Below are 22,268 nucleotides of genomic sequence, written 5' to 3'. Positions count from 1 at the left end.
ACGCAGTACGGGCGTCAGCCGGTCATCGGCGGCAGAAGCCGTCTCGTCGGCATCCGTGTGCGACATCTGGCCGTACCCCCTTCCCAATCAAAGGTTCTCGGCAATACCTTATGGCTCTCGGCTGACCCAAGGAGGACTTTCCCGTGGCAGACCGCACACCCCCGCTCGGGATCGAGGAGCTGCGTGCTCTCGTCGCGAGCGGCGAGATCGACACTGTCGTCCTGGCCTTCCCCGATATGCAAGGGCGGCTCCAGGGCAAGCGGTTCGCCGCCCGCTTCTTCCTCGACGACGTCCTGGAGCACGGCACGGAGGGCTGCAACTACCTCCTGGCGGTCGACGCGGAGATGAACACCGTCGAGGGCTACGCCATGTCCTCATGGGACCGCGGCTACGGCGACTTCGCCATGCACCCGGACCTCAGCACCCTGCGCCGCGTCCCCTGGAACGAAGGCACCGCGATGCTCGTCGCGGACCTCGCCTGGAACGACTCCTCGCCCGTCGTGGCCGCGCCCCGCCAGATCCTGCGCCGCCAGCTCGACCGGCTCGCCGAGCTCGGCTACACCGCCAACGTCGGCACGGAGCTCGAGTTCATCGTCTTCAAGGACACCTACGAACAGGCCTGGGACGCGGGCTACAAGGCCCTGACCCCGGCCAACCAGTACAACATCGACTACTCCGTGCTCGGCACCGGACGCATCGAGCCGCTCCTGCGCCGTATCCGCAACGAGATGGCGGCCGCCGGGCTCGTCGTCGAGTCGGCCAAGGGCGAGTGCAATCCTGGCCAGCACGAGATCGTCTTCCGCTACGACGACGCCCTGGTCACCTGCGACCAGCACGCCATCTACAAGACCGGCGCCAAGGAGATCGCGTCCCAGGAAGGTGTCTCGCTGACCTTCATGGCCAAGTACAACGAGGCCGAGGGCAACTCCTGTCACATCCACCTCTCGCTCGCCGACGCGGACGGCACCAACGCCATGGCCGGTGACGGACCCGGCGGCATGTCCGCCGTCATGCGGCACTTCCTGGCCGGGCAGCTCGCGGCCCTGCGGGAGTTCTCGCTGCTGTACGCGCCCAACATCAACTCGTACAAGCGGTTCAGGCCCGGCTCGTTCGCGCCGACCGCCGCCGCCTGGGGTTACGACAACCGCACCTGCGCCCTGCGCGTCGTCGGTCACGGCCGCTCGATGCGCTTCGAGAACCGCCTGCCGGGCGGCGACGTGAACCCGCACCTCGCGGTCGCCGGACTCGTGGCCGCCGGTCTGCACGGCATAGAGCAGAAGCTCGAACTGCCCGAGGAGTGCACGGGCAACGCCTACACCGGTGAGTACGCCCATGTCCCCACCACCCTGCGCGAGGCCGCCGAGCTCTGGGAGAACAGCGCCATCGCCAAGGCGGCCTTCGGCGACGAGGTCGTCGCGCACTACAGCAACATGGCCCGGGTCGAGCTGGACGCCTTCGACTCCGCGGTGACCGACTGGGAGCTCCGCCGCTCCTTCGAACGCATGTGAGGCACCCTTGCTCGAGGTACTGAATCCGGCGACCGAACAAGTCGTCGCGACCGTCCCCGCCGCCACCCCGCAGGACGTCGACGCCGCCGTCGTACGCGCGGCGCAAGCACAGGCGAAGTGGGCCGCCGCGGCCCCCGCCGACCGGGCGCGCCTGCTGCGCCGCTTCGCGGCAGTGGTGGACGAACACATCGAAGAGCTGGCCCAGTTGGAGGTCCGCGAAGCCGGTCACGTCATCGGCAACGCACGCTGGGAGGCCGGCAACGTCCGCGATCTCCTGGACTTCGCGGCCGGGGGAGTGGAGCGGCTCAGCGGCCGCCAGATCCCCGTACCCGGCGGCCTGAACGTCACGATCCTCGAACCCCTCGGGGTCGTCGGCGTCATCGCCCCCTGGAACTTCCCGATGCCCATCGCCGCCTGGGGCACCGCCCCGGCGCTCGCGGCGGGCAACGCGGTCATCCTCAAGCCCGCCGAGACGACCCCGCTCACCACACTGCGCCTGGCCGAACTCGCCCTGGAGGCGGGCCTCCCCGAGGACCTCTTCCAGGTCCTGCCCGGCGCGGGCGACGTCGCGGGCAACGCCCTGGTCGAGCACCCCGGCGTCGCCAAGATCGTGTTCACCGGCTCCACCCCCGTCGGCAAGCAGATCATGACCAAGTGCGCCGACCGCGTGAAGCGCCTGACGCTCGAACTCGGCGGCAAGAGCCCGAACATCGTCTTCGCCGACGCGGACGTGGAGGCAGCCGCCCTCGCCGCCCCCATGTCGTACCTCGACAACTCGGGCCAGGACTGCTGCGCCCGCACCCGCATCCTGGTCCAGCGCTCGGTCTACGACCGCTTCCTGGACATCGTGCGGCCCGCGATCGAGTCGGTCGTCGTCGGCGACCCGTCCGACGAGAAGACCCAGATGGGCCCGCTGATCTCCAGGTCCCAGCTGGAGCGCGTGCGCTCGTACGTGCCCTCCGGCGCCGGAATCCGGGGCACGGCCCCCGAAGGCCCCGGCTTCTGGTTCCCGCCGACGCTGCTGACCGAAGCCGACGCCGGTGCCGGCTCTCCGGTGGCGACTCAGGAGGTCTTCGGACCCGTAGCCGTGGTCCTGCCCTTCGACGACGAGGCCGACGCGATCCGCCTCGCCAACGCGACCGAATACGGCCTGTCCGGGTCGATCTGGACCCGGGACGTGGGCCGTGCGCTGCGGGTCTCGGGCGCCGTCCAGGCCGGGAACCTGTCCGTCAACTCGCACTCCAGCGTGCGCTATTGGACCCCGTTCGGGGGTTACAAGCAGTCCGGCCTGGGCCGTGAGCTCGGCCCGGACGCGCTCGCCGCCTTCACGGAAACCAAGAACGTCTTCATCAGCACGGAAAGCCCGGAGGCCTGAGCACCCATGACCGAAGCAAGCATCTGCCGCCGCCTGGTCGGCCGCACCGCAGTCATCACCGGCGCGGGCAGCGGCATCGGCCTCGCCACCGCGCGCCGCCTCGCCTCCGAGGGCGCGCACGTCGTCTGCGGCGACATCGACGAGAGCGCGGGCAAGGCCGCCGCCGACGAGGTGGGCGGACTCTTCGTCAAGGTCGACGTGACCGACGCCGAGCAGGTCGAAGCGCTCTTCAAGGCCGCGTACGACACCTATGGCTCGGTCGACGTCGCCTTCAACAACGCGGGCATCTCGCCGCCGGACGACGACTCCATCCTGGACACGGGCCTCGAGGCCTGGAAGCGCGTCCAGGAGGTCAACCTCACCTCCGTCTACCTCTGCTGCAAGGCCGCCATTCCCTACATGCGGCGCCAGGGCAGGGGCTCCATCATCAACACCGCGTCGTTCGTGGCGAAGATGGGCGCGGCGACGTCCCAGATCTCGTACACGGCTTCCAAGGGCGGCGTCCTCGCCATGTCCCGCGAGCTGGGCGTGCAGTTCGCCCGCGAGGGCATCCGGGTGAACGCCCTGTGCCCGGGCCCGGTCAACACCCCGCTCCTCCAGGAGCTCTTCGCCAAGGACCCCGAGCGGGCCGCCCGCCGCCTGATCCACATCCCCGTGGGGCGCTTCGCCGAGGCCGACGAGCTCGCCGCCGCCGTGGCGTTCCTCGCCTCCGACGACTCCTCGTTCGTGAACGCCACGGACTTCCTGGTCGACGGCGGCATCTCGGGCGCGTACGTCACGCCCGTGTAGTCCGTCCGCCCTGTAGTTCATCCTCCGGCAACCACCCCGTCAGCCGGGCGTCGCACGACGCCCGGCTGACCTGCGTAAACACGGGAGTGTGTTCGTGAACTTCAAGCGCCGCGCCGTCGCGGCAGCAGCAGTGATCGCCGTCGCCGGAGCCGGTCTCGTCACCGTCCAGGCCACCGCGGAAGCCACCCAGCCGGTGCGGTCCCAGCCGAAGGACTGCCCCACGCTCACCGTCACCAAGGGCTGGTACGGCGACAACAAGGCCGGGCTCCAGAAAATGATCGACACGTACGGCCGCTGCGGCGAAGGCAGGGACAAGAGCAAGCGCGGCGCCAAGCCCGTCGCCGTCTTCGACTGGGACAACACCGTCATCAAGAATGACGTCGGCGACGCCACGATGTACTGGCTCCTGCGCAACAGCAAGATACGTACGCCGCACGACGGCGACTGGCACAGCACCAGCCGCTATCTCACCGACCCCGCGGCCGAGGCCCTCGCCAAGGCCTGCCCCGCCACCGGCGCCACCCTCCCCACCCGCCGCGACACGGACTGCGCCGACCAGATCGCCTCCGTCTACGGAGAGGGCACCACCACCGGCGGCGACCCGGCCTTCGCCGGCTACGACCACCGCCGCATGGAACCCCAGTACGCCTGGCTCGCCCAGCTCACCCGCGGCTGGTCAACCCGCCAGGTCAAGGACTTCGCCGCCGCGGCCCGCAAGGAGAACCTCGCCGCGCCCGTCGGCACCGAACAGCGCGTCGGCACCGGCACGTTCACCGGCTGGGTCCGCTACTACGACCAGCAGCGCGACCTGATCCGCACCCTCCAGAAGGCCGGCTTCGACGTCTACGTGGTCTCCGCGTCGCCCGAACCGGTCGCGGAGGTCTGGGCGAAGAGCGCCGGTGTCGACGCCCGGCACACCATCGGCATCCGCAACACCACCGCCCGCGGCAAGCTGACCGCGCACCTGAAGGGCTGCGGCACCGTCAGGGACGGCGCCGACTCGATGATCACGTACATCGACGGCAAGCGCTGCTGGATCAACCAGGAGATCTACGGCGTCCGGGGCGCGGCAGCCGAGAAGGTGCAACCGGCGGCCAGGCGCCAGGTGTTCGCGGCGGGCGACTCCGACACCGACATCTCCTTCCTGCGCGACGCCACGGCCCTGCGCCTCGTCCTGAACCGCAACAAGAACGAGATCATGTGCCGCGCCTACGACAACGGCGACCGGCGCTGGCTGGTGAACCCCATGTTCATCGAGCCCAAGGGCAAGCTCGCGAAGCCGTACCCGTGCGCCACCACCGGCTACACCGAACGGGACGGCAAGCAGGGCCCGGTGCGCCGCGCCGACGGATCCGTCATCCCCGAACAGACGGACACGGTGCACGGACCCTGACCGGGCCGACGTGATTGATGTACGGTCCATGCGCATGCGTAACAGACATGCCTTGGCGTTGACGCTGGCCTCGGCCGCCGCTCTGGCGGCCGCGGCGGCGTCGCTCCCCGCGGCCGCCGCCACGCCCGCGAACCCCACCGCTGCGAAGGCCCACTGCCCGCAGCTGTCCAAGAAGCTGACCTGGTACGGAGACAACCGGGCCAAGCTCCAGCAGATGATCGACGAGCGCGGACGCTGCGGCTCCCACCGGGGGCACGACCAGAAGCGTCCCGTCGCCGCCTTCGACTGGGACAACACGGTCGTCAAGAACGACATCACCGACGCGACGATCGCCTGGTCCCTGCACCACGACAAGATCCTGCGCCCCGCGAGCTGGAAGTCGACCAGCAAGTGGATGACGGACGCGGCCGACAAGGCGCTCACCAAGGCCTGCGGCACGAAGGTGCCCGTCGGCAAGCCGCTGCCGACCTCGAAGAACACGGCCTGCGCCGACGAGATCTTCGAGGTGCGCGAGGACGGCAAGACGATGAGCGGCGCCGCCGCCTTCGAGGGCGAGTGGGACCACCGGCACACCGTCCCGCAGTACGCCTGGGTGCCCCAGCTCTTCGCCGGGCACACCGTGCCCGAACTGGAGTCGTACGCGGCGAAGGCCCGCAAGCAGGTCCTTGCGGCCCCCGTCGGTGCGACCCAGAAGGTGGGCACGCACGAGATCCCCGGCTACGCCCGCTACTACGAGCAGCAGCGCGACCTGATCCGCACGCTCAAGAAGGCCGGGTTCGACGTCTACATCGTCTCGGCGGGCTCGGAGCCGGTGACCGAAGTCTGGTCGAAGGGCGTCGGCGTCGACCGCAAGCACACCATCGCCATCCGCTCGGTCCTCGACCGCAAGGGGCGGATCACCACCTGGAACCAGGGCTGCGGCGACGTCCCCGTCAACAAGGGCGAGGCCATCCCGTACATCGACGGCAAGCGCTGCTGGATCAACCAGGAGATCTTCGGCGTCAAGGGCAAGTCGGCCTGGGACAAGCAGGACGAGTCCCGCCGCATCGCTCTCGGCGGCGGAGACGCCGACACGGACGTGACGTTCGTCGGCGACGCCACGGGCGCGCACCTCGTCCTGAACCGCAACAAGAACGAGATCATGTGCCGCGCCTACGACGACGCGGACGGCCGCTGGGTCGTGAACCCCATGTTCATCGAGCCCTTGAAGCAGAAGCCCGACCTCTACCCGTGCTCGACGTCCGCGAACAACGAACCCGACGGCAGCAAGGGCCCGGTCCTGCGCGAGGACGGTTCGGTGGTGCTGGATCAGGCAGACACTGTGTTCTGATCTTCACGGCACGTCCTAGAGTGCCGGGATGAGCATGTCGCCGCCTCCCGGCTGGTACACGGACCCGTCCGCACCGCATCTCCAGCGCTGGTGGGACGGGTCCGCGTGGACCGAGCACCGGCGTGCGCCCGAAGCCCCGCAGCCGGGCCAGGCACAGCAGGGCCAGGCACAGCAGGGCCAGGCGCAGCCGGGGTTCGGTCCGCCGCAGGCACAGCCCATGGCACAGCCTCTGGCGCAGACCCGGGTGCAGCCGCTGCCGGGGGACTCCGGAGGCGGTGGGCGGGCCAAGGTGGTGGCGCTGACCACCGCCGGGGTCGTCCTGGTCGCCTCGATCGTCACCGGCGTGGTGCTCCTGGGCAAGGACGACGGGGACCCGCAGAGCGGCCCGGTCGCGCCGACCACCGCGGAGCCGGAGGACTCTCCCACGCCGACCTCGCCGACGCCCACCACATCGGCGCCCGACCCCGACCCTTCCACTCTCGTCGACCAGCTCAACGGCATCACGATCCCCGTCCCCGACGGCTGGGAGAAGGCCGACAGCACGGTCGGCGGCGACCCGACCGTGCGTACCCCGGACGTCTACGACTGTCCCGGCGAGGGCAGCCTCTGCCGCCACGGCACGGTGTACTCCCGTACGTCGACGGCGACCGACGAACGCTCGGCCGAGGCCCTCGCCAAGGGCGACATCAAGGACGCGGCGGACCGGGCGTACGAAGAGGACCGGGTCGGCCAGCAGCCCTTCGGCGGCATCAAACGCCACGAGACGGTCGCGCAGGGGTCCGTGGCCGTCGCGGGCCGCTCGGGCTACTACGTGCGCTGGCGCGTCCACACGGAGAAGGGCGAGGGCGGATACGTCCAGTCCCTCGCCTTCCCCTCCAGCGTCGGGTCCGAGTCTCCGGTCATCATCCGCTTCGCCATCGACGCCGCCGACGGGGCGCCGCCGCTCTCCGACATGGAGAAGATCACCAAGGGGATCCGCGCCGTCGGGGACAGCGAGACGGGCGGCGGCGTGGGCAGCAGCGTGGGCGCGACGCCCTGAGCGCCCCTCAGAGGAACGTGTGGCCCTCTCCCCGGTACGTCGGGACGGTGGCCGTCACGCGGTCGCCCTCGACGAGGTGGAGCGCGTCGAACCGCTCGCACAGCTCACCGGCCTTGGCGTGCCGGAACCACACCTTGTCGCCGATCAGCAGATCGTCGGCGGGCGAACCGAGCAGCGGGGTCTGCACCTCGCCCGCACCCTCCTGCGCGTCGTAGCGCAGCCCCTCGGGGAGGTACGGCACCGGGGAGCGGTCGGGGCCCGCGGCACCCGATGCGGGGTAGCCGCCGCCGAGCACGGTCACCGTGCCCACGCCGGGGCGGCGTACGACGGGCTGGGCGAACAGCGCGGCCGGACGCCCGCTGAACGACGTGTAGTTGTCGAAGAGGCGCGGCACGTACAGACCCGACCCGGCGGCGATCTCCGTCACGGCGCGCTCGGCCGCGGTGTGCTGCACGCTGCCCGTGCCCCCGCCGTTGACGAACTCCAGGTCCGGCGCGACCGCCCGCACCGCGCGGATGGTCTCGGCCCTGCGCGCGGCCAGCTCCTTGCGCGCCGCGGCCTGCATCAGCCGGATCGCCCGCGAGCGCGCGGGACGCCCCGCCACCGCGTCACCGACGCCCGCCACATGACCCTCGTACGCCATCACGCCCACGAGCCGGAAACCCGGCCGCCGGGCCACGGCGCGGGCGAGCGCGGCGACTTGGGCGGGGGAGTGCAGGGGCGAACGCAGCGCCCCGATCCGCACCCTGCCCCCGAGGATCTTGAAGGCGGTGTCCAACTCCAGACAGACCCGCACCTCTTCGCGGCCGCCGTCCCTGGCCTCGTCGACGAGCCGAAGCTGCGCCGGGTCGTCGATCATCACGGTCACCGATGACGCGAGCTTCGGGTCGCCGGTCAGCTCGGCGAAGGCGGCGCGGTCGGCCGAGGGATAGGCGAGCAGGACGTCCTCGAACCCCGAGCGCGCGAGCCACAGGGACTCGGCCAGCGTGAAGGACATGATCCCCGCGAAGCCGTCGCGGGCCAGGACGCGTTCGAGCAGCGCCCGGCAGCGCACGGACTTGCTCGCGACCCGGATCGGCTTGCCCGCGGCCCGCCGCACGAGGTCGTCGGCATTGGCGTCGAATGCCTCCAGATCGACGATCGCGAGGGGGGCGTCGAGGTGTGCTGTGGCCCGGTCGTAGCGGGCCCGGTCTGCTGCACGGGAGGTCATGGCCGAAGCCTGCCAGACGGGATTACCCGAGGGTAGGGGGATGATCCGGGCAGATCGCCCGAGGCCGCGCACTGGTTCCCCCGGGGCCGGAATCTGCCTTTAGAGTTACGCGCAGAAGCGCGAGGAAACGGGGGGTGCATGAGCACGGAAGCGCGACGGCCACCCGTTCCGCCACGCCCCACGACTCCGCCTCCACCGCCGGGCCCGCCCGAGTCCCTGGCCCCTCCCGCAGCCTCCGCACGCTTCCCGGACAGGCGCCCGCCGACCTCCGGGGACGCCGACCGGCCGGAGCCTGCTCCCGCCCCCGCCGAAGACGATCGCGACTCCCTCCTCGGAGACCTCCTGGCCCCCTTCGACCGGGTCCGCATGCCGAGGCTTCCGGCTCCTCGGGACGAGGCGGATGCCACGGGCAACGCGGGGGACATGGGTACAGCGGGCGCCCCGGGCACTATCGGTGGCGCGGATGCCACCGGCTCGGCAGGCACCCAGGAATCGGCAGGCTCCGCGAGCGTCGCGGGTGCCGCAGGAACCACTGGCTCCGGGGACGTTGCGGGCGCCGCACCTGGCATCGGCGGCCCGGACGAAGCTGTCGGTGACGCGGAGGAACCGTCGCCGCCTCCGCCGCCCGCGTCGGCGCGTTTTCCCGATGCCCCGCCGCCGTCCGCGCGCACGCGGATCGCCGACCCCGCCCCGGATCCCGTCCTGCCTCCGCCGCGTCCCGCCGACCCTCCGCGCCCTGCCGATCCGCCGCGCCCTGCCGACCCGCCGCGCCCCGTTGCCCCGGACGCGGAGGACGAGCAGTGCCCCGCGGACTATCCGATCCGCCCTCCGATGCCTCCGGTGACAGCGGGCATAACCGCGGCCCGGCCCGATGCCGGCCCCGCCCCCGCACACCCGCCCGAGCCGATACCCGTCCCGTCACGCCGCACGACCGCCGCCCGGCGCGCGGTCGGTGCCGTCGACCTGACGCCGGGACCCGGTGCGGGGCGGCCCTTCGTGAAGTTCGCCCGGCCCGCGCTGTACGACGACAGCACCACGCGGCTGCGTCCCGTCCGCACCTGGGCGCAGCCCCGCGTGACCGCTGCCGCCGCCTGCGTGGTGCTCGGCCTCGGCCTCATCGGGGGCGCGGCCACCGGGAGTTGGCTGACCGGCGGCGACGAAGGGACGGGCGTCACGCGCAACACGTACGCCGTGGCGGGCGAGCTCTGGCACAGCGTGCCCGTCGACCAGCTTTTCCCCGCCACCCTCGAGGGAGAGGGCGCGGGCCCCGGCGGAGCCGACCGCACCTGGACCCGCGTCGCCGTCGCCCCCGACAGCACCTGCAAGAACGCCTTCGACCCGCTGCTGCGCAAGGCGCTTGCCTCCGCGGGCTGCCTCCGGCTGCTGCGCGCCACGTACGCGGACGCGACCCACAGCCATGTCACCACCGTGGGCCTGCTGTTCACCAAGGCCGACGCCGACGCGATGCACTCCCTGCGCAACCGCTTCACCGAGGAGGGCCTGGACCGGCGCCCCGACCTGATGCCACGGCCGTACGCGGCCAAGGGCACTCCGGCCGCGGACTTCGGCGACGCCCAGCGTGCCTCCTGGACGGTCTCCGTGCTCCCGGACGCCCCCGTCGTCGCCTTCTCCGTCTCGGGCTTCGCCGACGGCCGTACGGTCACCGAACCCGAGCCCGCCGAAGAGGCCATGGAGACATCCGCCACCTCGGCCCCCGCCCAGGCGGGCCTGGGCCACGAGGCACAAGGCATCGCCGACCGCGTCGAGCGGCGGCTGCGCAAGACCATCGCGGCGACGGAGAAGTCCTCATGAGCATCCGCAGAACGGCGGTCGCCGCCCTCGCCGCGGCGATCGCCCTGCTGCCCACCGCCGCCCGGGCCGACGACGGCATACGAGCCCAGCAGTGGGCCCTGGACGCCATGCACACCAGCCGGGCCTGGCAGACCACCAAGGGCAAGGGCATCACCGTCGCCGTCCTGGACACCGGCATAGACCGTGACCATCCCGACCTGACCGGCAGCGTCCTCGAAGGCAAGGACATGGTCGGCTTCGGGGCGAAGAAGGGCGACCGCCCCTGGGCCCGGCACGGCACCGCCATGGCCGGCATCATCGCGGGCCACGGACACGGCGCGGGCAACGCCGACGGCGTCATCGGCATCGCGCCGGAGGCGAAGATCCTGCCGATCCGCGTGATCCTGGAGGACGGCGACCCGGACCGCTCCAAGGCCCGCAACACCCGCGGCAACGCGCTGGCCGACGGCATCCGCTGGGCCGCCGACCACGACGCCGACGTCATCAACCTCTCCCTGGGCGACGACTCCAAGTCCGCCCACCCCGAACCCGCCGAGGACGCCGCCGTCCAGTACGCCCTGAAGAAGGGCGCCGTCGTCGTCGCGTCGGCGGGCAACGGCGGCGAGCGCGGCGACCACATCTCGTATCCGGCGGCCTACCCCGGGGTCATCGCGGCCACCGCCGTCGACCAGGACGGCGACCGCGCCTCCTTCTCCACCCGCCGCTGGTACGCCACCGTCAGCGCCCCCGGCAAGAAGATCGTCATCGCCGATCCCGACCGCGATTACTACGAGGGCTGGGGCACCAGCGCCGCGTCGGCGTTCGTCTCCGGCGCCGTCGCCCTGATCCGCGCCGCCCACCCCGGCCTGACTCCGGCCCAGATCAAGCAGCTCCTGGAGGACACCGCGCGTGACGTCCCCGGCGGCGGCCGCGACGACTCGTACGGCTTCGGCTTCATCGACCCGGCGGCCGCGATCGCCGCGGGCGGCAAGAAGAAGCCGGAGGGGCTGAGCTCCGCGGCGTACGGCAAGAAGTACTTCGGCCGGGGCCCGGACACGGACCGGGGCGACGGCGGACCCGCGGGCTGGGTGGGCCCGGTGGCGGGCGGCCTGGGCGTGGCGCTCCTGGCGGCGGCCGTCTACCTCTGGCGCGGCCGCAGGGGAGCCCGCCCCGGCACCTTCCTCTAGGGACCCGGCCCTGTAGGTACCCGGGCCTGTAGGGACCCGACCGCGCCCGACGGAGGCGTGCCCCCGGTCGATAGGGTCGGGACCGTGGCGAACAAGAACATCCCGGACCCCGGCTTCTCCGACGACGACGGGTCGGCCGACCCCCGGCTCACCGCGGCCCTGACCGCGTGGGCCGCGGACCGCACGGCCCACGGCCCCGTCCTGGAGGCGCTGACCGGCGCCCGGCTGCTCGTCCCCGTGGTCGCCGTACTGGGCGAGGTCGAGGAGGACGAGAACGGGCTGCGCCGCGAGAAGTCCAGCGACATGGCGGTGCCCACCCTCAAGGCGGGCGACCGCAAGGCACTGCCCGCGTTCACCTCGACCGAGGCCCTGGCCCTGTGGGACCCGCAGGCCCGGCCCGTCGCCGTCCCGCTGCACCAGGCGCTCCAGGCCGCGGCGCACGAGCAGGCCGACACGATCGTGCTCGACCTCGCGGGACCCGTTCCGTACGAGATCAACCGGCCCGCCCTGATCGCCCTCTCCGAAGGCCGCCGCACCAGGGACCCGCTCGCCGACCCGGCCGTCACGGCCGCCGTGCGCACCGCCGTCGCCGCCGACCCGGCCGTCCTGCGCGCCTACCTCGGCGCGGGCAGCGCCGACGGCACCCTCGCGCTCGTCGTCGACCCCGCGGCGGACCCCGCCGAAGCCGCCCGGCGCGTCGCCGGGCTCATCGCGGCCGACGAAACACTGAGGGCCCGCCTGGTGAGCGGCCTCGACCTGGCACTGCTGCCGGCCGGGGCGACGCCACCGGGCGAGCCCTTCTACGTACGTCCCTGAATCCGCGTACGCCCTCGCGTCGGAGCCTCAGCCGAAGACCGGGCCCGTGTACTTCTCGCCAGGGCCCTGACCCGGCTCGTCCGGCACGTCGGACGCCTCGCGGAAGGCCAGCTGCAACGACTTCAGGCCGTCGCGCAGCGGGGCCGCGTGGAACGAGGAGATCTCCGTGGCGCTGGCGTCCATCAGGCCGGCCAGGGAGTGGATCAGCTTGCGGGCCTCGTCCAGGTCCTTGTGGCCCTCGCCGCCCTCGGCGAGGCCCAGGTTCACGGCCGCGGCGCTCATCAGGTGGACGGCGACCGTGGTGATCACCTCGACCGCGGGGACGTCCGCGATGTCGCGGGTCAGGGTGTCGAAGTCGGGGGAATCGGAGTCCGGGTTGATACCGGACTCGGGGGCGGGGGTCGCGTCGCTCATGTCCCACACGATAAGCGGAGGCCCGTACGGCGTGCGCCGGGGGAGTCCGTGAGCACGCCGGTTAGCCGCACCCCCGCGGAGCTGCTAACCTTGTGTAACGACCGGCCGGATACCCGCGTGCCAACGCAGGAACCCGGCCCACAAGTGGAGGCTCCGCTTCCCACCTAGTCGCTCTCCGAGCGGCGGGTCACCGGTCAGGCGGCCGCAGTCCCCGAGACTACGGCAGGCCCGAGTATGCGCCCCGCGATCACCGCGGAGGTGCTCCGGTAGTAATGGAGCCCCTACCTGTGATCGGTAGGGGCATTTTTTATGCGCCCGCTCGGTTGGTCTCTATAACAGACGTAACGCGGCTGTCCGCCAGACCGCCGCGTGGTGCTACCGAGGAGGATCCATCAGCGCCGAGCCCCGCATCAACGACCGGATTCGCGTTCCCGAGGTGCGACTTGTCGGTCCCAGCGGCGAGCAGGTCGGGATTGTTCCGCTTGCCAAGGCCCTGGAGCTCGCACAGGAGTACGACCTCGACCTGGTCGAGGTGGCGGCGACCGCCCGTCCGCCCGTGTGCAAGCTCATGGACTACGGGAAGTTCAAGTACGAGTCGGCCATGAAGGCCCGTGAGGCGCGCAAGAACCAGGCGCACACGGTCATCAAGGAGATGAAGCTCCGGCCGAAGATCGACCCGCACGACTATGACACCAAGAAGGGTCACGTCGTCCGGTTCCTCAAGCAGGGCGACAAGGTCAAGATCACGATCATGTTCCGTGGTCGCGAGCAGTCCCGGCCGGAGCTCGGCTACCGACTGCTGCAGCGCCTCGCGAACGACGTCGAAGAGCTTGGGTTCATCGAGTCGAACCCGAAGCAGGACGGCCGAAACATGATCATGGTCCTCGGTCCGCACAAGAAGAAGACCGAAGCCATGGCCGAGGCCCGCGAGGCCCAGGCCGCCCGTAAGGCCGAGCGGCAGGGTCGCGGGGACGAATCCGCCGAGGAGGCGCCCGCCGAGGCCGCCGCCCCGGTCGATGCGCCCGCCGAGGAGCCTGCAGAGGCCTGATCCAGGACGCGCCTCCCACGCGCGCCCGGGATGCCAACCGATAGATCTGACGCTCCCTGCCCACGGTTCGCAGGAACCGGAGACGGCAGGGAGTGCCAATGACGAGGAGAGAACGGCGCTATGCCGAAGAACAAGACGCACAGCGGTGCCAGCAAGCGCTTCAAGATCACCGGCTCCGGCAAGGTGCTCCGTGAGCGCGCCGGCAAGCGCCACCTGCTCGAGCACAAGTCGTCCCGTCTGACGCGTCGCCTCACCGGCAACGCCGAGATGGCCCCGGGCGACGCCAAGAAGATCAAGAAGCTTCTCGGCAAGTGAGTCCGGGCGCGCACCGCGCCTGAACTCTGACCGGGACCCAATCGATACCGGGTCGTGTGAGTCCAACCACGGCCCCGCTACAAGGAGTTAACAAGTGGCACGCGTCAAGCGCGCAGTCAACGCGCACAAGAAGCGTCGGGCGATCCTCGAGCAGGCCAGTGGTTACCGCGGTCAGCGGTCGCGCCTGTACCGCAAGGCCAAGGAGCAGGTCACCCACTCCCTGGTCTACAACTACAACGACCGCAAGAAGCGCAAGGGCGACTTCCGTCAGCTGTGGATCCAGCGCATCAACGCCGCTGCCCGCGCCAACGGCATCACCTACAACCGCTTCATCCAGGGTCTGAAGGCCGCCAACATCGAGGTGGACCGCAAGATCCTCGCTGAGCTCGCCGTCAACGACGCGAACGCGTTCGCCGCGCTCGTCGAGGTTGCGCAGAAGGCTCTGCCCTCTGACGTCAACGCCCCCAAGGCGGCCTGACGCCTGCGCCGGCCCAGCGTGATGTTCGGACCCGTAAGCCCTTCGGCTTGCGGGTCCGATTCTGTTCGGGCTCTCGTCTGCCCTCTGCTGTCTTCTGCCGTCCGCGGGCCTTTTGTGGCTGGTCGCGCAGTTCCCCGCGCCCCTTTCAGGGGCGCTGCACCCAAGGTGAGTATTGATGGTTGCCGCCCCTGAGCTGATCTCCCCCAAGTCGTCCCGTGTCAGTGCCGCGCGGCGGCTTGCCAAGCGGAACTTCCGGGGGAAGGAGCGGCTGTTTCTCGCCGAGGGGCCGCAGGCCGTGCGGGAGGCCGCCGCGTACGTCGGCACGGGGGACACGCTCGTCGAGCTGTTCGCCACCGTCGAGGCCGCCGAGCGCTACGCGGACATCGTCGGCGAGGCCAGGGCCGCCGGTGCCCGGGTGCATCTGGCCGACGAGGACGTCATCGCCGACATCTCGACGACCGTGACGCCGCAGGGGCTCGTCGGCGTCTGCCGGTTCCTCGACACCCCCTTCGACGGCATCCTCGCCGCGAAGCCCAAGCTGGTCGCCGTCCTGGCGCACGTCCGCGACCCCGGCAACGCAGGGACCGTGCTGCGGTGCGCCGACGCGGCGGGGGCCGACGCCGTCGTCCTGACGGACGCCTCCGTGGACCTCTACAACCCCAAGTGCGTGCGCGCGTCGGTCGGCTCGCTGTTCCATCTGCCCGTCGCCGTCGGCGTACCCGTCGAGCGGGCCGTACAGGGGCTCAAGGACGCCGGCGTACGCATCCTGGCCGCCGACGGATCGGGCGAGGACGACCTCGACGACGAGCTGGACAAGGGCACCATGGGCACCCCCTCGGCCTGGGTCTTCGGCAACGAGGCCTGGGGGCTCCCGGAGGAGACCCGCGCACTCGCCGACGCGGTGGTGCGTGTTCCGATCCACGGCAGAGCCGAAAGCCTCAACCTCGCTACGGCCGCGGCCGTGTGCCTCTATGCGTCCGCCCGTGCACAGCGTGCGGCTGGAGGGTGCCGTTCCGTCACGCCCAGCTAGTAGTGTGACGGGCTCGGAGGCCTCCTGCGCCGGTCCGAGAGGTGGGGTACGGGGAATGAGCATCGGCACGAGCAGATCACCGGGAGTACGGGGCGTCCCGTCCACTCGCGCGGACCACGGCGCCCTCGGTGACCTCGGCGGACTCGGCCTCGACCCGGACGACCTGCCCGACGGTCTCGTCGTCGCCGACGAGACCGGGTACGTGATCTGCTTCAACGCCGCGGCCGAGCGCATCACCGCGGTCCCCGCCGCCGAAGCCATCGGCACCCCGCTGGAGCACGCGCTCCCCTTAGAAGACCTCGAAGGGCGCCGCTGGTGGCGCCTCACCGACCCGTACGGCGGCCTGGCCACCCGCTTCGCCCAGCCCGAGCGCAATCTGCTGCTCCCCGGCGGGCGCGAGGTCCTCGTCTCCGCGCGCTATGTGCGCACCGTGCCCACCGGGCCCGTCCGCCGCGTCGTCGTCTCGATCCGCGACACCGAGGCCCGCCGCCGCACCGAGCGCAGCCACGCGGAGCTGATCGCCACCGTCGCCCACGAGCTCCGCTCGCCCCTGACCTCCGTGAAGGGCTTCACGGCGACGCTCCTTGCCAAGTGGGAGCGGTTCACCGACGACCAGAAGAAGCTGATGCTGGAGACGGTGGACGCCGACGCCGACCGCGTCACGCGGCTCATCGCCGAGCTCCTCGACATCTCCCGCATCGATTCCGGACGGCTCGAACTGCGCCGTCAGCCCGTCGACATCGGTGCCGCCGTCCACCGCCACATCCAGGCCCATGTCGCCTCCGGCCAGGACGCCGACCGCTTTCTGGTGCGGGTGCAGCAGCCGATGCCCGACCTCTGGGCCGACCCCGACAAGATCGACCAGGTGCTCAGCAACCTGCTGGAAAATGCCGTGCGGCACGGCGAAGGAACCGTCACCATTGACGTGGCGCCCTCGGCGTCCCCGCGCGAGCGCGGCGGGGCCGAGACGGCAGTGACCGTGAGCGACGAGGGAGCCGGCATTCCGGAGGAATCGATGGGCCGTGTCTTCACCCGCTTCTGGCGGGGCAGCAAGCGCGGCGGGACGGGACTCGGCTTGTACATCGTGAAGGGCATCGTGGAAGCGCACGGCGGGACGATCGTCGTCGGCCGCGCGCCCGGTGGCGGCGCCCAGTTCCGATTTACGTTGCCCGTGGGCACTCCGGCGTATCTCCTCTGATCTTCCTGGTCCTCTCCGATCAGCTCTGATCACTCCTGATCCGCCCGGGCGCGGCCCGCGGGCTCATTCACCTGCGCCACCCCCGTTAGACTCGATCCTTGGCACGTTTGCGTCCCCCTATGTGGACGATTCGTCTCCGAGTCGTAGACGGGGACCATCACCAGCCAACCGGAAGCACGGGAAGAGATGTCGGCACCGAACAAGTCGTACGACCCTGTTGAGGTCGAGGCACTGAAACCTGAAGAGATCGAGCGCATGCGGGACGAGGCGCTCGCCGCCTTCGCCGCCGCGGGCGACCTCGAACAGCTCCAGGAGGCCAAGGTCGCGCACACCGGCGGCACCTCGCCGCTGGCCCTCGCCAACCGCGAGATCGGCGCGCTGCCCCCGCAGGCCAAGGCCGAGGCGGGCAAGCGCGTCGGCATGGCGCGCGGCGCCGTGAGCAAGGCGCTCGCCGCCCGCCAGAGCGAGCTCGAGGCCGAGCGTGACGCCCGGGTGCTCGTCGAGGAGGCAGTGGACGTCACGCTGCCGTACGACCGGGTCCCGGCCGGTGCCCGGCACCCGCTGACCACGTTCATGGAGCGTGTCGCGGACGTCTTCGTCGCCATGGGCTACGAGATCGCGGAAGGCCCCGAGGTCGAGGCGGAGTGGTTCAACTTCGACGCCCTGAACTTCACCCCGGACCACCCGGCCCGGCAGATGCAGGACACGTTCTTCGTCCAGGGGCCCAAGGGCACGGACGGCGACGAGTCCGGTGTCGTGCTGCGCACCCACACCTCCCCGGTGCAGGCCCGCGCGATGCTCGACCGCGAGCCGCCCGTCTACATCGTCTGCCCCGGCCGCGTGTACCGCACGGACGAGCTGGACGCCACGCACACCCCGGTCTTCCACCAGATCGAGCTGCTCGCCGTGGACGAGGGCCTGACCATGGCCGACCTCAAGGGCACCCTCGACCACATGGTCCAGTCGCTCTTCGGCGCCGACATGAAGACGCGCCTGCGCCCGAACTACTTCCCGTTCACCGAGCCGTCCGCCGAGATGGACATGGTCTGCTACGTCTGCCGTGGCGAGTCCGTGGGCAACCCCGACCGCCCCTGCCGCACCTGCGGCAGCGAGGGCTGGATCGAGCTGGGCGGCTGCGGCATGGTCAACCCGAAGGTGCTCACCGCCTGCGGCGTCGACCCCCAGAAGTACAGCGGATTCGCCTTCGGGTTCGGCATCGAACGGATGCTGATGTTCCGCCACAACGTCGAAGACATGCGAGACATGGTCGAGGGTGACATCCGGTTCACCCGGCCCTTCGGGATGGAGATCTGATGCGGGTCCCGCTTTCCTGGCTGCGGGAGTACGTCGATCTCCCCGCCTCCGAGACCGGCCGTGACGTACAGGCCAAGCTGATCGAGGTCGGCCTCGAGGTCGAGACCGTCGAGCAGACGGGCGCCGGCCTCACCGGCCCGCTCGTCGTCGGCAAGGTCCTCACCATCGAGGAACTGGAGGGCTTCAAGAAGCCCATCCGCTTCTGCACGGTCGACGTCGGCCAGGCCAACGGCACCGGCGAGCCGCAGGAGATCGTCTGCGGCGCACGGAACTTCGCGGTCGGCGACAAGGTCGTCGTCGTGCTGCCCGGCGCCGTCCTGCCCGGCGACTTCAAGATCGCCGCGCGCAAGACGTACGGCAAGACGTCGCACGGCATGATCTGCTCCGGCGACGAGCTGGGCATGGGCGACGACGGCAGCGGCGGCATCATCGTTCTGCCCCCCGAGCACGAGGCCGGCACCGATGCGATCAAGCTGCTCGAGCTGGTCGACGAGGTCCTGGACATCGCCGTCACGCCCGACCGCGGTTACGCGCTCTCGATGCGCGGTGTCGCCCGCGAGGCCGCCATCGCCTACGGCCTGCCGCTGCGCGACCCGGCGCTCCTGGACGTGCCCGCGCCGAACTCCCTCGGCTACCCGGTCAAGATCGCCGACCCGATGGGCTGCGACCGCTTCACCGCGCGCACGGTCACGGGCCTGAAGCCCGAGGCCCGCTCGCCGATCTGGCTCCAGCGCCGCCTGCAGAAGGCGGGCATGCGCCCGATCTCGCTCGCCGTCGACGTCACGAACTACGTGATGCTGGAGCTCGGCCAGCCCCTGCACGCCTACGACCGCTCCCGGATCCAGGGGACGATCGGCGTGCGCCGTGCCGAGCAGGGCGAGAAGTTCACGACGCTCGACGGCACCAAGCGCGTCCTGGACGCCGAGGACCTGGTCATCACCGACGACCGCGGCCCGATCGGCCTCGCGGGCGTCATGGGCGGCGCCAACACGGAGATCGCCGACCACGAAGAGGCCGCCGGCACCACCGACGTCGTCATCGAGGCCGCGCACTTCGACGCGATCTCCATCGCCCGTACGGCCCGGCGCCACAAGCTGCCTTCCGAGGCGGCCAAGCGCTTCGAGCGGGGTGTCGACCCGCTGGCCGCGTCCGCCGCGGCGCAGCGCACGGTGGATCTCCTCGTCCTGCTCGCGGCCGGTACCGCCGAGTCCGGGGTCACCGAGGTCATCGCGCCCTCCGCGCCGCACACGATCAGCATGCCCGCCGACCACCCGGACAAGGTCGCCGGCGTGAGCTACGGCCGCGAGACCGTCGTCCGCCGCCTCCAGGAGGTCGGCTGCGACGTCTACGGCCAGGACGCCCTGACCGTCACCGTGCCGTCCTGGCGTCCCGACCTCGCCGAGCCGAACGACCTCGCCGAAGAGGTCATCCGTCTCGAGGGGTACGAGAACCTCCCGTCGACGCTGCCCAAGCCCCCCGCGGGCCGCGGCCTGACCGACCGGCAGCGCCTGCACCGCCGCATCGGCCGCGCCCTGGCCGGCAGCGGCTTCGTCGAGGCGCCGAACTACCCGTTCATCGGCGAGCAGGTCTTCGACCAGCTGGGCCTGGAGCCCGGCGACCCCAAGCGCAGGGTCGTCAAGCTGGTCAACCCGCTCTCCGACGAGGAGCCCGCTCTTCGTACGACGCTGCTGCCGGGCCTGCTCGGCGCGCTGCGCCGCAACGAAGGCCGCGGCAGCCACGACCTGGCGCTCTTCGAGACCGGGCTCGTCTTCCAGCCGCGTGACGAAGCCCGGATCGCGGTGCGTCTTCCCGTCGACCGCCGGCCCACGGCCGAGGAGATCGCCTCCCTGACCGAGGCGCTTCCCGTGCAGCCGCGGCACGTCGCCGTCGTCCTCGCGGGCTCCCGCGAGCAGGCCGGCTGGTGGGGCAAGGGCGCTGTGGCCCAGTGGGCCGACGCGGTCCAGGCCGCGCGCACCCTGGCCGCCGAGTCGGGCACCGAACTGCTCGTGCGCCAGGGCCAGTACGGCCCCTGGCACCCGGGCCGGTGCGCCGAGCTCGCCGTCGTGATCGACGGGGCCGAGCAGGTCATCGGGCATGCGGGCGAGCTGCACCCGCGCGTCGTCAAGGCGCTCGGTCTGCCCGCGCGTACCTGCGCGATGGAGCTCGACCTGGACCGTCTGGAGGAGGCGAGCGCGGGAGTCCCGCAGGGGCCGAAGATCTCCACCTTCCCCGTCGCCACGCAGGACGTCGCGCTCGTCGTCGACGGGGGCGTTCCCGCCGCCGACGTCGAGAAGGTGCTGCGCGAGGGTGCGGGTGAACTCCTCGAGTCCATCCGCCTGTTCGACGTCTTCACCGGCGAGCAGATCGGCGCGGACAAGAAGTCCCTCGCCTACGCGCTGCGCTTCCGCGCGGCCGACCGCACGCTGACCGTCGACGAGGCATCCGCCGCGCGTGACGCGGCCGTCGCCCTGGCGACGGAGCGGACGGGCGCGGTGCTGCGCGGAGCTTAGTCACCGCCAGTAGCCGTCACCAGGCGCACAAGAGGCGCAAAGAAGGGCGTATCCGGGTCACCGGGTGCGCCCTTCACTCGTTTGAGTGGCGAGTGGCTCTCTCCGGCCCGAGCGGGGCAGGCGGTCGACAGAATCAACCCGGCCGCTGGGGCAGTGATCGGCGTTTTCTGCGCGGCCGGCACGCTGTACCGGGCCTTAGGGGGGCCGTCGGCATGATCGGTATCAGGACTGGGGCCATGGATGCGCCGCGGCTCCGGCGCGTCGTCTCGCTGGGTCTTCCGACGGTCTGGGGTGCGGCCGCCGTCACGTACAAATTCGCCTGCCCGCTCGCCCGGCAGGACAGCCTCGAAGCGCGGCTCATCACCAGCGCGGTCTTCTTCGCGGTCGGCTCCGGTCTGGTGCTGCACGTGCGGGCCACGCTGCTGCGGGAGTTGCGTGAGCTGCGCGAGGTCGCGGGCGCCGCGCAGAACGCCCTGCTGCGGCCGATACCGCCACGCGTCGACGGCCTCACGGTGGCGGCCGGGCGGCTCTCCGCGTCGCGCGGCGCCACCGTCGGCGGTGATCTGTACGAGGTGGCGGCCACCGAGCACGGTGTGCGCGTCGTCATGGGCGATGTGCGCGGGCACGGCCTGACCGCCCTCGCCACGTCCGCCGCCGTGCTCGGCAGCTTCCGCGACGCGGCCCACGAGGAGGCCGAACTGCCGCACGTCCTGCGGAAGTTGGAGCGCGCACTGGACCGGCACCTGCGGGAGCGGTCACGGGCCCAGCATCCGGCGTACGGCGGCGTGGTCCCGGACAGTCCGCCGGCCGAGGAGTTCGTCACCGTACTCCTGATGGAGATCGGCCCGGACGGCGGGATGACCGCGCTCAACTGCGGTCATCCCTGGCCGTACCGCCTGAGCGGGCGCGCCGCGCCGGTCAGCGCACGGGAGCCGCTGCCGCCGCTCGGCTCCTTCCCGCTCCCCGCCGAACTGCCCCTGACGCAGCTCGGCCGGCTCCTGCCGGGCGAGGCCCTCGCGTTGCACACCGACGGCATGGAGGACGCGCGGGACACGGCCGGGCGGTTCTTTCCGCTCCAGGCGGCGCTCACCGAAGCGGCGCTGGTCACGCCTCTCGCGCCTGGGGTCGTGATCCGCTCGGTGTACGACCGGCTCAGGCGGCACACCGGGCGGTTGCCCGCCGACGACGCCGCGCTGCTCGTCCTGCGCAATGACCGCTGCCGGGTGCCCCCGCAGCAGGGGGAGACGGTGCGCCGGGAGAACACCATGACGTGACGCACCGTCAGCTCTTGCCGGCCTTGCGCCGCCCGTCCCCGCCCTGGAGCTGTCGGGCAGACGGCGGGCGGACGGCGCCTGTGTGGACCGCCGTACTTTTCGAGGGGGAGCCGGCGGCCCGGCCGGCCTCCTTGTGAGGAACCTCAGTCAAGCGTGACGGGAGGGGCGACGGCAGAGCGCACACCCCCCGGATTCGCGCACTCCGTTCACACCCCGTGTGAAGCCACCTCTACTACGCTGGCCACACCC

The 22,268-nt window shown here is 71.5% G+C and carries 19 protein-coding genes; 17 read left to right on the top strand and 2 right to left on the bottom strand.

Features of this window, described 5'->3' with window-relative positions; all coding sequences use genetic code 11:
• The first annotated feature begins 143 nt into the window (after positions 1 to 143).
• From ACQKIP_RS15425 to ACQKIP_RS15400, 6 genes are all read left to right on the top strand, one after another.
• Positions 144 to 1,508, top strand: coding sequence for a glutamine synthetase family protein (locus tag ACQKIP_RS15425; protein WP_365860104.1), 1,365 nt, complete (start codon positions 144 to 146; stop codon positions 1,506 to 1,508).
• A 7-nt stretch (positions 1,509 to 1,515) separates the two neighbouring features.
• Positions 1,516 to 2,883 carry an aldehyde dehydrogenase family protein gene (locus ACQKIP_RS15420; protein ID WP_365860105.1) on the top strand — a complete coding sequence of 456 codons (1,368 nt, stop codon included), beginning with the start codon at positions 1,516 to 1,518 and terminating at the stop codon, positions 2,881 to 2,883.
• Positions 2,884 to 2,889: 6 nt separating this feature from the next.
• Positions 2,890 to 3,672 (top strand): 3-oxoacyl-ACP reductase, encoded by a 783-nt coding sequence (locus tag ACQKIP_RS15415; protein ID WP_365860106.1) that lies wholly within the window; start codon positions 2,890 to 2,892, stop codon positions 3,670 to 3,672.
• A 94-nt stretch (positions 3,673 to 3,766) separates the two neighbouring features.
• Complete coding sequence (locus ACQKIP_RS15410; RefSeq protein ID WP_365860107.1) at positions 3,767 to 5,065, top strand: haloacid dehalogenase-like hydrolase; 1,299 nt, start codon at positions 3,767 to 3,769, stop codon at positions 5,063 to 5,065.
• Positions 5,066 to 5,099: 34 nt separating this feature from the next.
• Positions 5,100 to 6,395, top strand: coding sequence for a haloacid dehalogenase-like hydrolase (locus tag ACQKIP_RS15405; RefSeq protein WP_427743174.1), 1,296 nt, complete (start codon positions 5,100 to 5,102; stop codon positions 6,393 to 6,395).
• Positions 6,396 to 6,423: 28 nt separating this feature from the next.
• Positions 6,424 to 7,434 carry a DUF2510 domain-containing protein gene (locus tag ACQKIP_RS15400; protein ID WP_365860109.1) on the top strand — a complete coding sequence of 337 codons (1,011 nt, stop codon included), beginning with the start codon at positions 6,424 to 6,426 and terminating at the stop codon, positions 7,432 to 7,434.
• Positions 7,435 to 7,441: 7 nt separating this feature from the next.
• Here ACQKIP_RS15400 and ACQKIP_RS15395 read toward each other — a convergent pair whose 3' ends face one another.
• Positions 7,442 to 8,644, bottom strand: a complete 1,203-nt coding sequence (locus tag ACQKIP_RS15395; protein ID WP_365860110.1) for an amino acid deaminase/aldolase — start codon at positions 8,642 to 8,644, stop codon at positions 7,442 to 7,444.
• A gap of 831 nt (positions 8,645 to 9,475) precedes the next feature.
• On the opposite strand from ACQKIP_RS15395, the gene ACQKIP_RS15390 reads away from it, so the two are divergent.
• From ACQKIP_RS15390 to ACQKIP_RS15380, 3 genes are all read left to right on the top strand, one after another.
• Positions 9,476 to 10,456: a hypothetical protein gene (locus tag ACQKIP_RS15390; protein ID WP_365860111.1), complete on the top strand. Its 981-nt coding sequence runs from the start codon at positions 9,476 to 9,478 to the stop codon at positions 10,454 to 10,456.
• The gene (gene mycP, locus ACQKIP_RS15385) at positions 10,453 to 11,622 is read left to right on the top strand and encodes a type VII secretion-associated serine protease mycosin (RefSeq protein ID WP_365860112.1); all 1,170 of its coding nucleotides are present in this window, start codon (positions 10,453 to 10,455) and stop codon (positions 11,620 to 11,622) included. Before ACQKIP_RS15390 ends, mycP begins: the two co-directional genes overlap by 4 nt.
• A gap of 84 nt (positions 11,623 to 11,706) precedes the next feature.
• Positions 11,707 to 12,438 (top strand): SseB family protein, encoded by a 732-nt coding sequence (locus ACQKIP_RS15380; protein WP_365860113.1) that lies wholly within the window; start codon positions 11,707 to 11,709, stop codon positions 12,436 to 12,438.
• Positions 12,439 to 12,465: 27 nt separating this feature from the next.
• Here the strand turns inward: ACQKIP_RS15380 and ACQKIP_RS15375 are convergent, their stop codons facing one another.
• Positions 12,466 to 12,852, bottom strand: a complete 387-nt coding sequence (locus ACQKIP_RS15375; RefSeq protein ID WP_365860114.1) for a DUF1844 domain-containing protein — start codon at positions 12,850 to 12,852, stop codon at positions 12,466 to 12,468.
• Positions 12,853 to 13,243: 391 nt separating this feature from the next.
• Here ACQKIP_RS15375 and infC point away from each other — a divergent pair, with 391 nt between their 5' ends.
• The 8 genes from infC (at position 13,244) to ACQKIP_RS15335 (ending at position 22,019) form a co-directional block, all read left to right on the top strand.
• The gene (infC, locus tag ACQKIP_RS15370) at positions 13,244 to 13,900 is read left to right on the top strand and encodes a translation initiation factor IF-3 (RefSeq protein ID WP_361196945.1); all 657 of its coding nucleotides are present in this window, start codon (positions 13,244 to 13,246) and stop codon (positions 13,898 to 13,900) included.
• A gap of 120 nt (positions 13,901 to 14,020) precedes the next feature.
• Positions 14,021 to 14,215, top strand: coding sequence for a 50S ribosomal protein L35 (rpmI, locus tag ACQKIP_RS15365; RefSeq protein WP_030560333.1), 195 nt, complete (start codon positions 14,021 to 14,023; stop codon positions 14,213 to 14,215).
• 94 nt (positions 14,216 to 14,309) lie between these two features.
• Positions 14,310 to 14,693, top strand: a complete 384-nt coding sequence (rplT, locus tag ACQKIP_RS15360) for a 50S ribosomal protein L20 (protein ID WP_016642495.1) — start codon at positions 14,310 to 14,312, stop codon at positions 14,691 to 14,693.
• 175 nt (positions 14,694 to 14,868) lie between these two features.
• Complete coding sequence (locus ACQKIP_RS15355) at positions 14,869 to 15,723, top strand: TrmH family RNA methyltransferase (protein WP_365860115.1); 855 nt, start codon at positions 14,869 to 14,871, stop codon at positions 15,721 to 15,723.
• A 55-nt stretch (positions 15,724 to 15,778) separates the two neighbouring features.
• Positions 15,779 to 16,921: a sensor histidine kinase gene (locus ACQKIP_RS15350; protein ID WP_365860116.1), complete on the top strand. Its 1,143-nt coding sequence runs from the start codon at positions 15,779 to 15,781 to the stop codon at positions 16,919 to 16,921.
• Between the two features lie 186 nt (positions 16,922 to 17,107).
• Positions 17,108 to 18,235 (top strand): phenylalanine--tRNA ligase subunit alpha, encoded by a 1,128-nt coding sequence (pheS, locus tag ACQKIP_RS15345; protein ID WP_365860117.1) that lies wholly within the window; start codon positions 17,108 to 17,110, stop codon positions 18,233 to 18,235.
• Positions 18,235 to 20,745, top strand: a complete 2,511-nt coding sequence (gene pheT, locus ACQKIP_RS15340; protein ID WP_365860118.1) for a phenylalanine--tRNA ligase subunit beta — start codon at positions 18,235 to 18,237, stop codon at positions 20,743 to 20,745. The genes pheS and pheT overlap by 1 nt, the downstream gene beginning before the upstream one ends.
• A 236-nt stretch (positions 20,746 to 20,981) precedes the next feature.
• Positions 20,982 to 22,019, top strand: coding sequence for a PP2C family protein-serine/threonine phosphatase (locus tag ACQKIP_RS15335; RefSeq protein WP_365860119.1), 1,038 nt, complete (start codon positions 20,982 to 20,984; stop codon positions 22,017 to 22,019).
• Positions 22,020 to 22,268: the final 249 nt, after the last annotated feature.

The sequence above is a fragment of the Streptomyces sp. NPDC059900 genome (assembly GCF_050270335.1).
Classification (GTDB): Bacteria; Actinomycetota; Actinomycetes; order Streptomycetales; family Streptomycetaceae; genus Streptomyces.
Note: the sequence above shows the minus strand (reverse complement) of the source record. Positions and strands in the feature narration are given on the sequence as shown.

Excerpts from the sequence above, each read along its gene's own strand:
- pheS (WP_365860117.1), top strand. The coding sequence starts at position 17,108 with ATGTCGGCACCGAACAAGTCGTACGACCCTGTTGAGGTCGAGGCACTG.
- ACQKIP_RS15335 (WP_365860119.1), top strand. The coding sequence starts at position 20,982 with ATGGATGCGCCGCGGCTCCGGCGCGTCGTCTCGCTGGGTCTTCCGACG.
- ACQKIP_RS15400 (WP_365860109.1), top strand. The coding sequence starts at position 6,424 with ATGAGCATGTCGCCGCCTCCCGGCTGGTACACGGACCCGTCCGCACCG.
- ACQKIP_RS15390 (WP_365860111.1), top strand. The coding sequence starts at position 9,476 with ATGCCTCCGGTGACAGCGGGCATAACCGCGGCCCGGCCCGATGCCGGC.
- rpmI (WP_030560333.1), top strand. The coding sequence starts at position 14,021 with ATGCCGAAGAACAAGACGCACAGCGGTGCCAGCAAGCGCTTCAAGATC.
- ACQKIP_RS15415 (WP_365860106.1), top strand. The coding sequence starts at position 2,890 with ATGACCGAAGCAAGCATCTGCCGCCGCCTGGTCGGCCGCACCGCAGTC.
- ACQKIP_RS15395 (WP_365860110.1), bottom strand. The coding sequence starts at position 8,644 with ATGACCTCCCGTGCAGCAGACCGGGCCCGCTACGACCGGGCCACAGCA.
- ACQKIP_RS15355 (WP_365860115.1), top strand. The coding sequence starts at position 14,869 with ATGGTTGCCGCCCCTGAGCTGATCTCCCCCAAGTCGTCCCGTGTCAGT.
- ACQKIP_RS15350 (WP_365860116.1), top strand. The coding sequence starts at position 15,779 with ATGAGCATCGGCACGAGCAGATCACCGGGAGTACGGGGCGTCCCGTCC.
- pheT (WP_365860118.1), top strand. The coding sequence starts at position 18,235 with ATGCGGGTCCCGCTTTCCTGGCTGCGGGAGTACGTCGATCTCCCCGCC.
- ACQKIP_RS15375 (WP_365860114.1), bottom strand. The coding sequence starts at position 12,852 with ATGAGCGACGCGACCCCCGCCCCCGAGTCCGGTATCAACCCGGACTCC.
- mycP (WP_365860112.1), top strand. The coding sequence starts at position 10,453 with ATGAGCATCCGCAGAACGGCGGTCGCCGCCCTCGCCGCGGCGATCGCC.
- ACQKIP_RS15405 (WP_427743174.1), top strand. The coding sequence starts at position 5,100 with ATGCGTAACAGACATGCCTTGGCGTTGACGCTGGCCTCGGCCGCCGCT.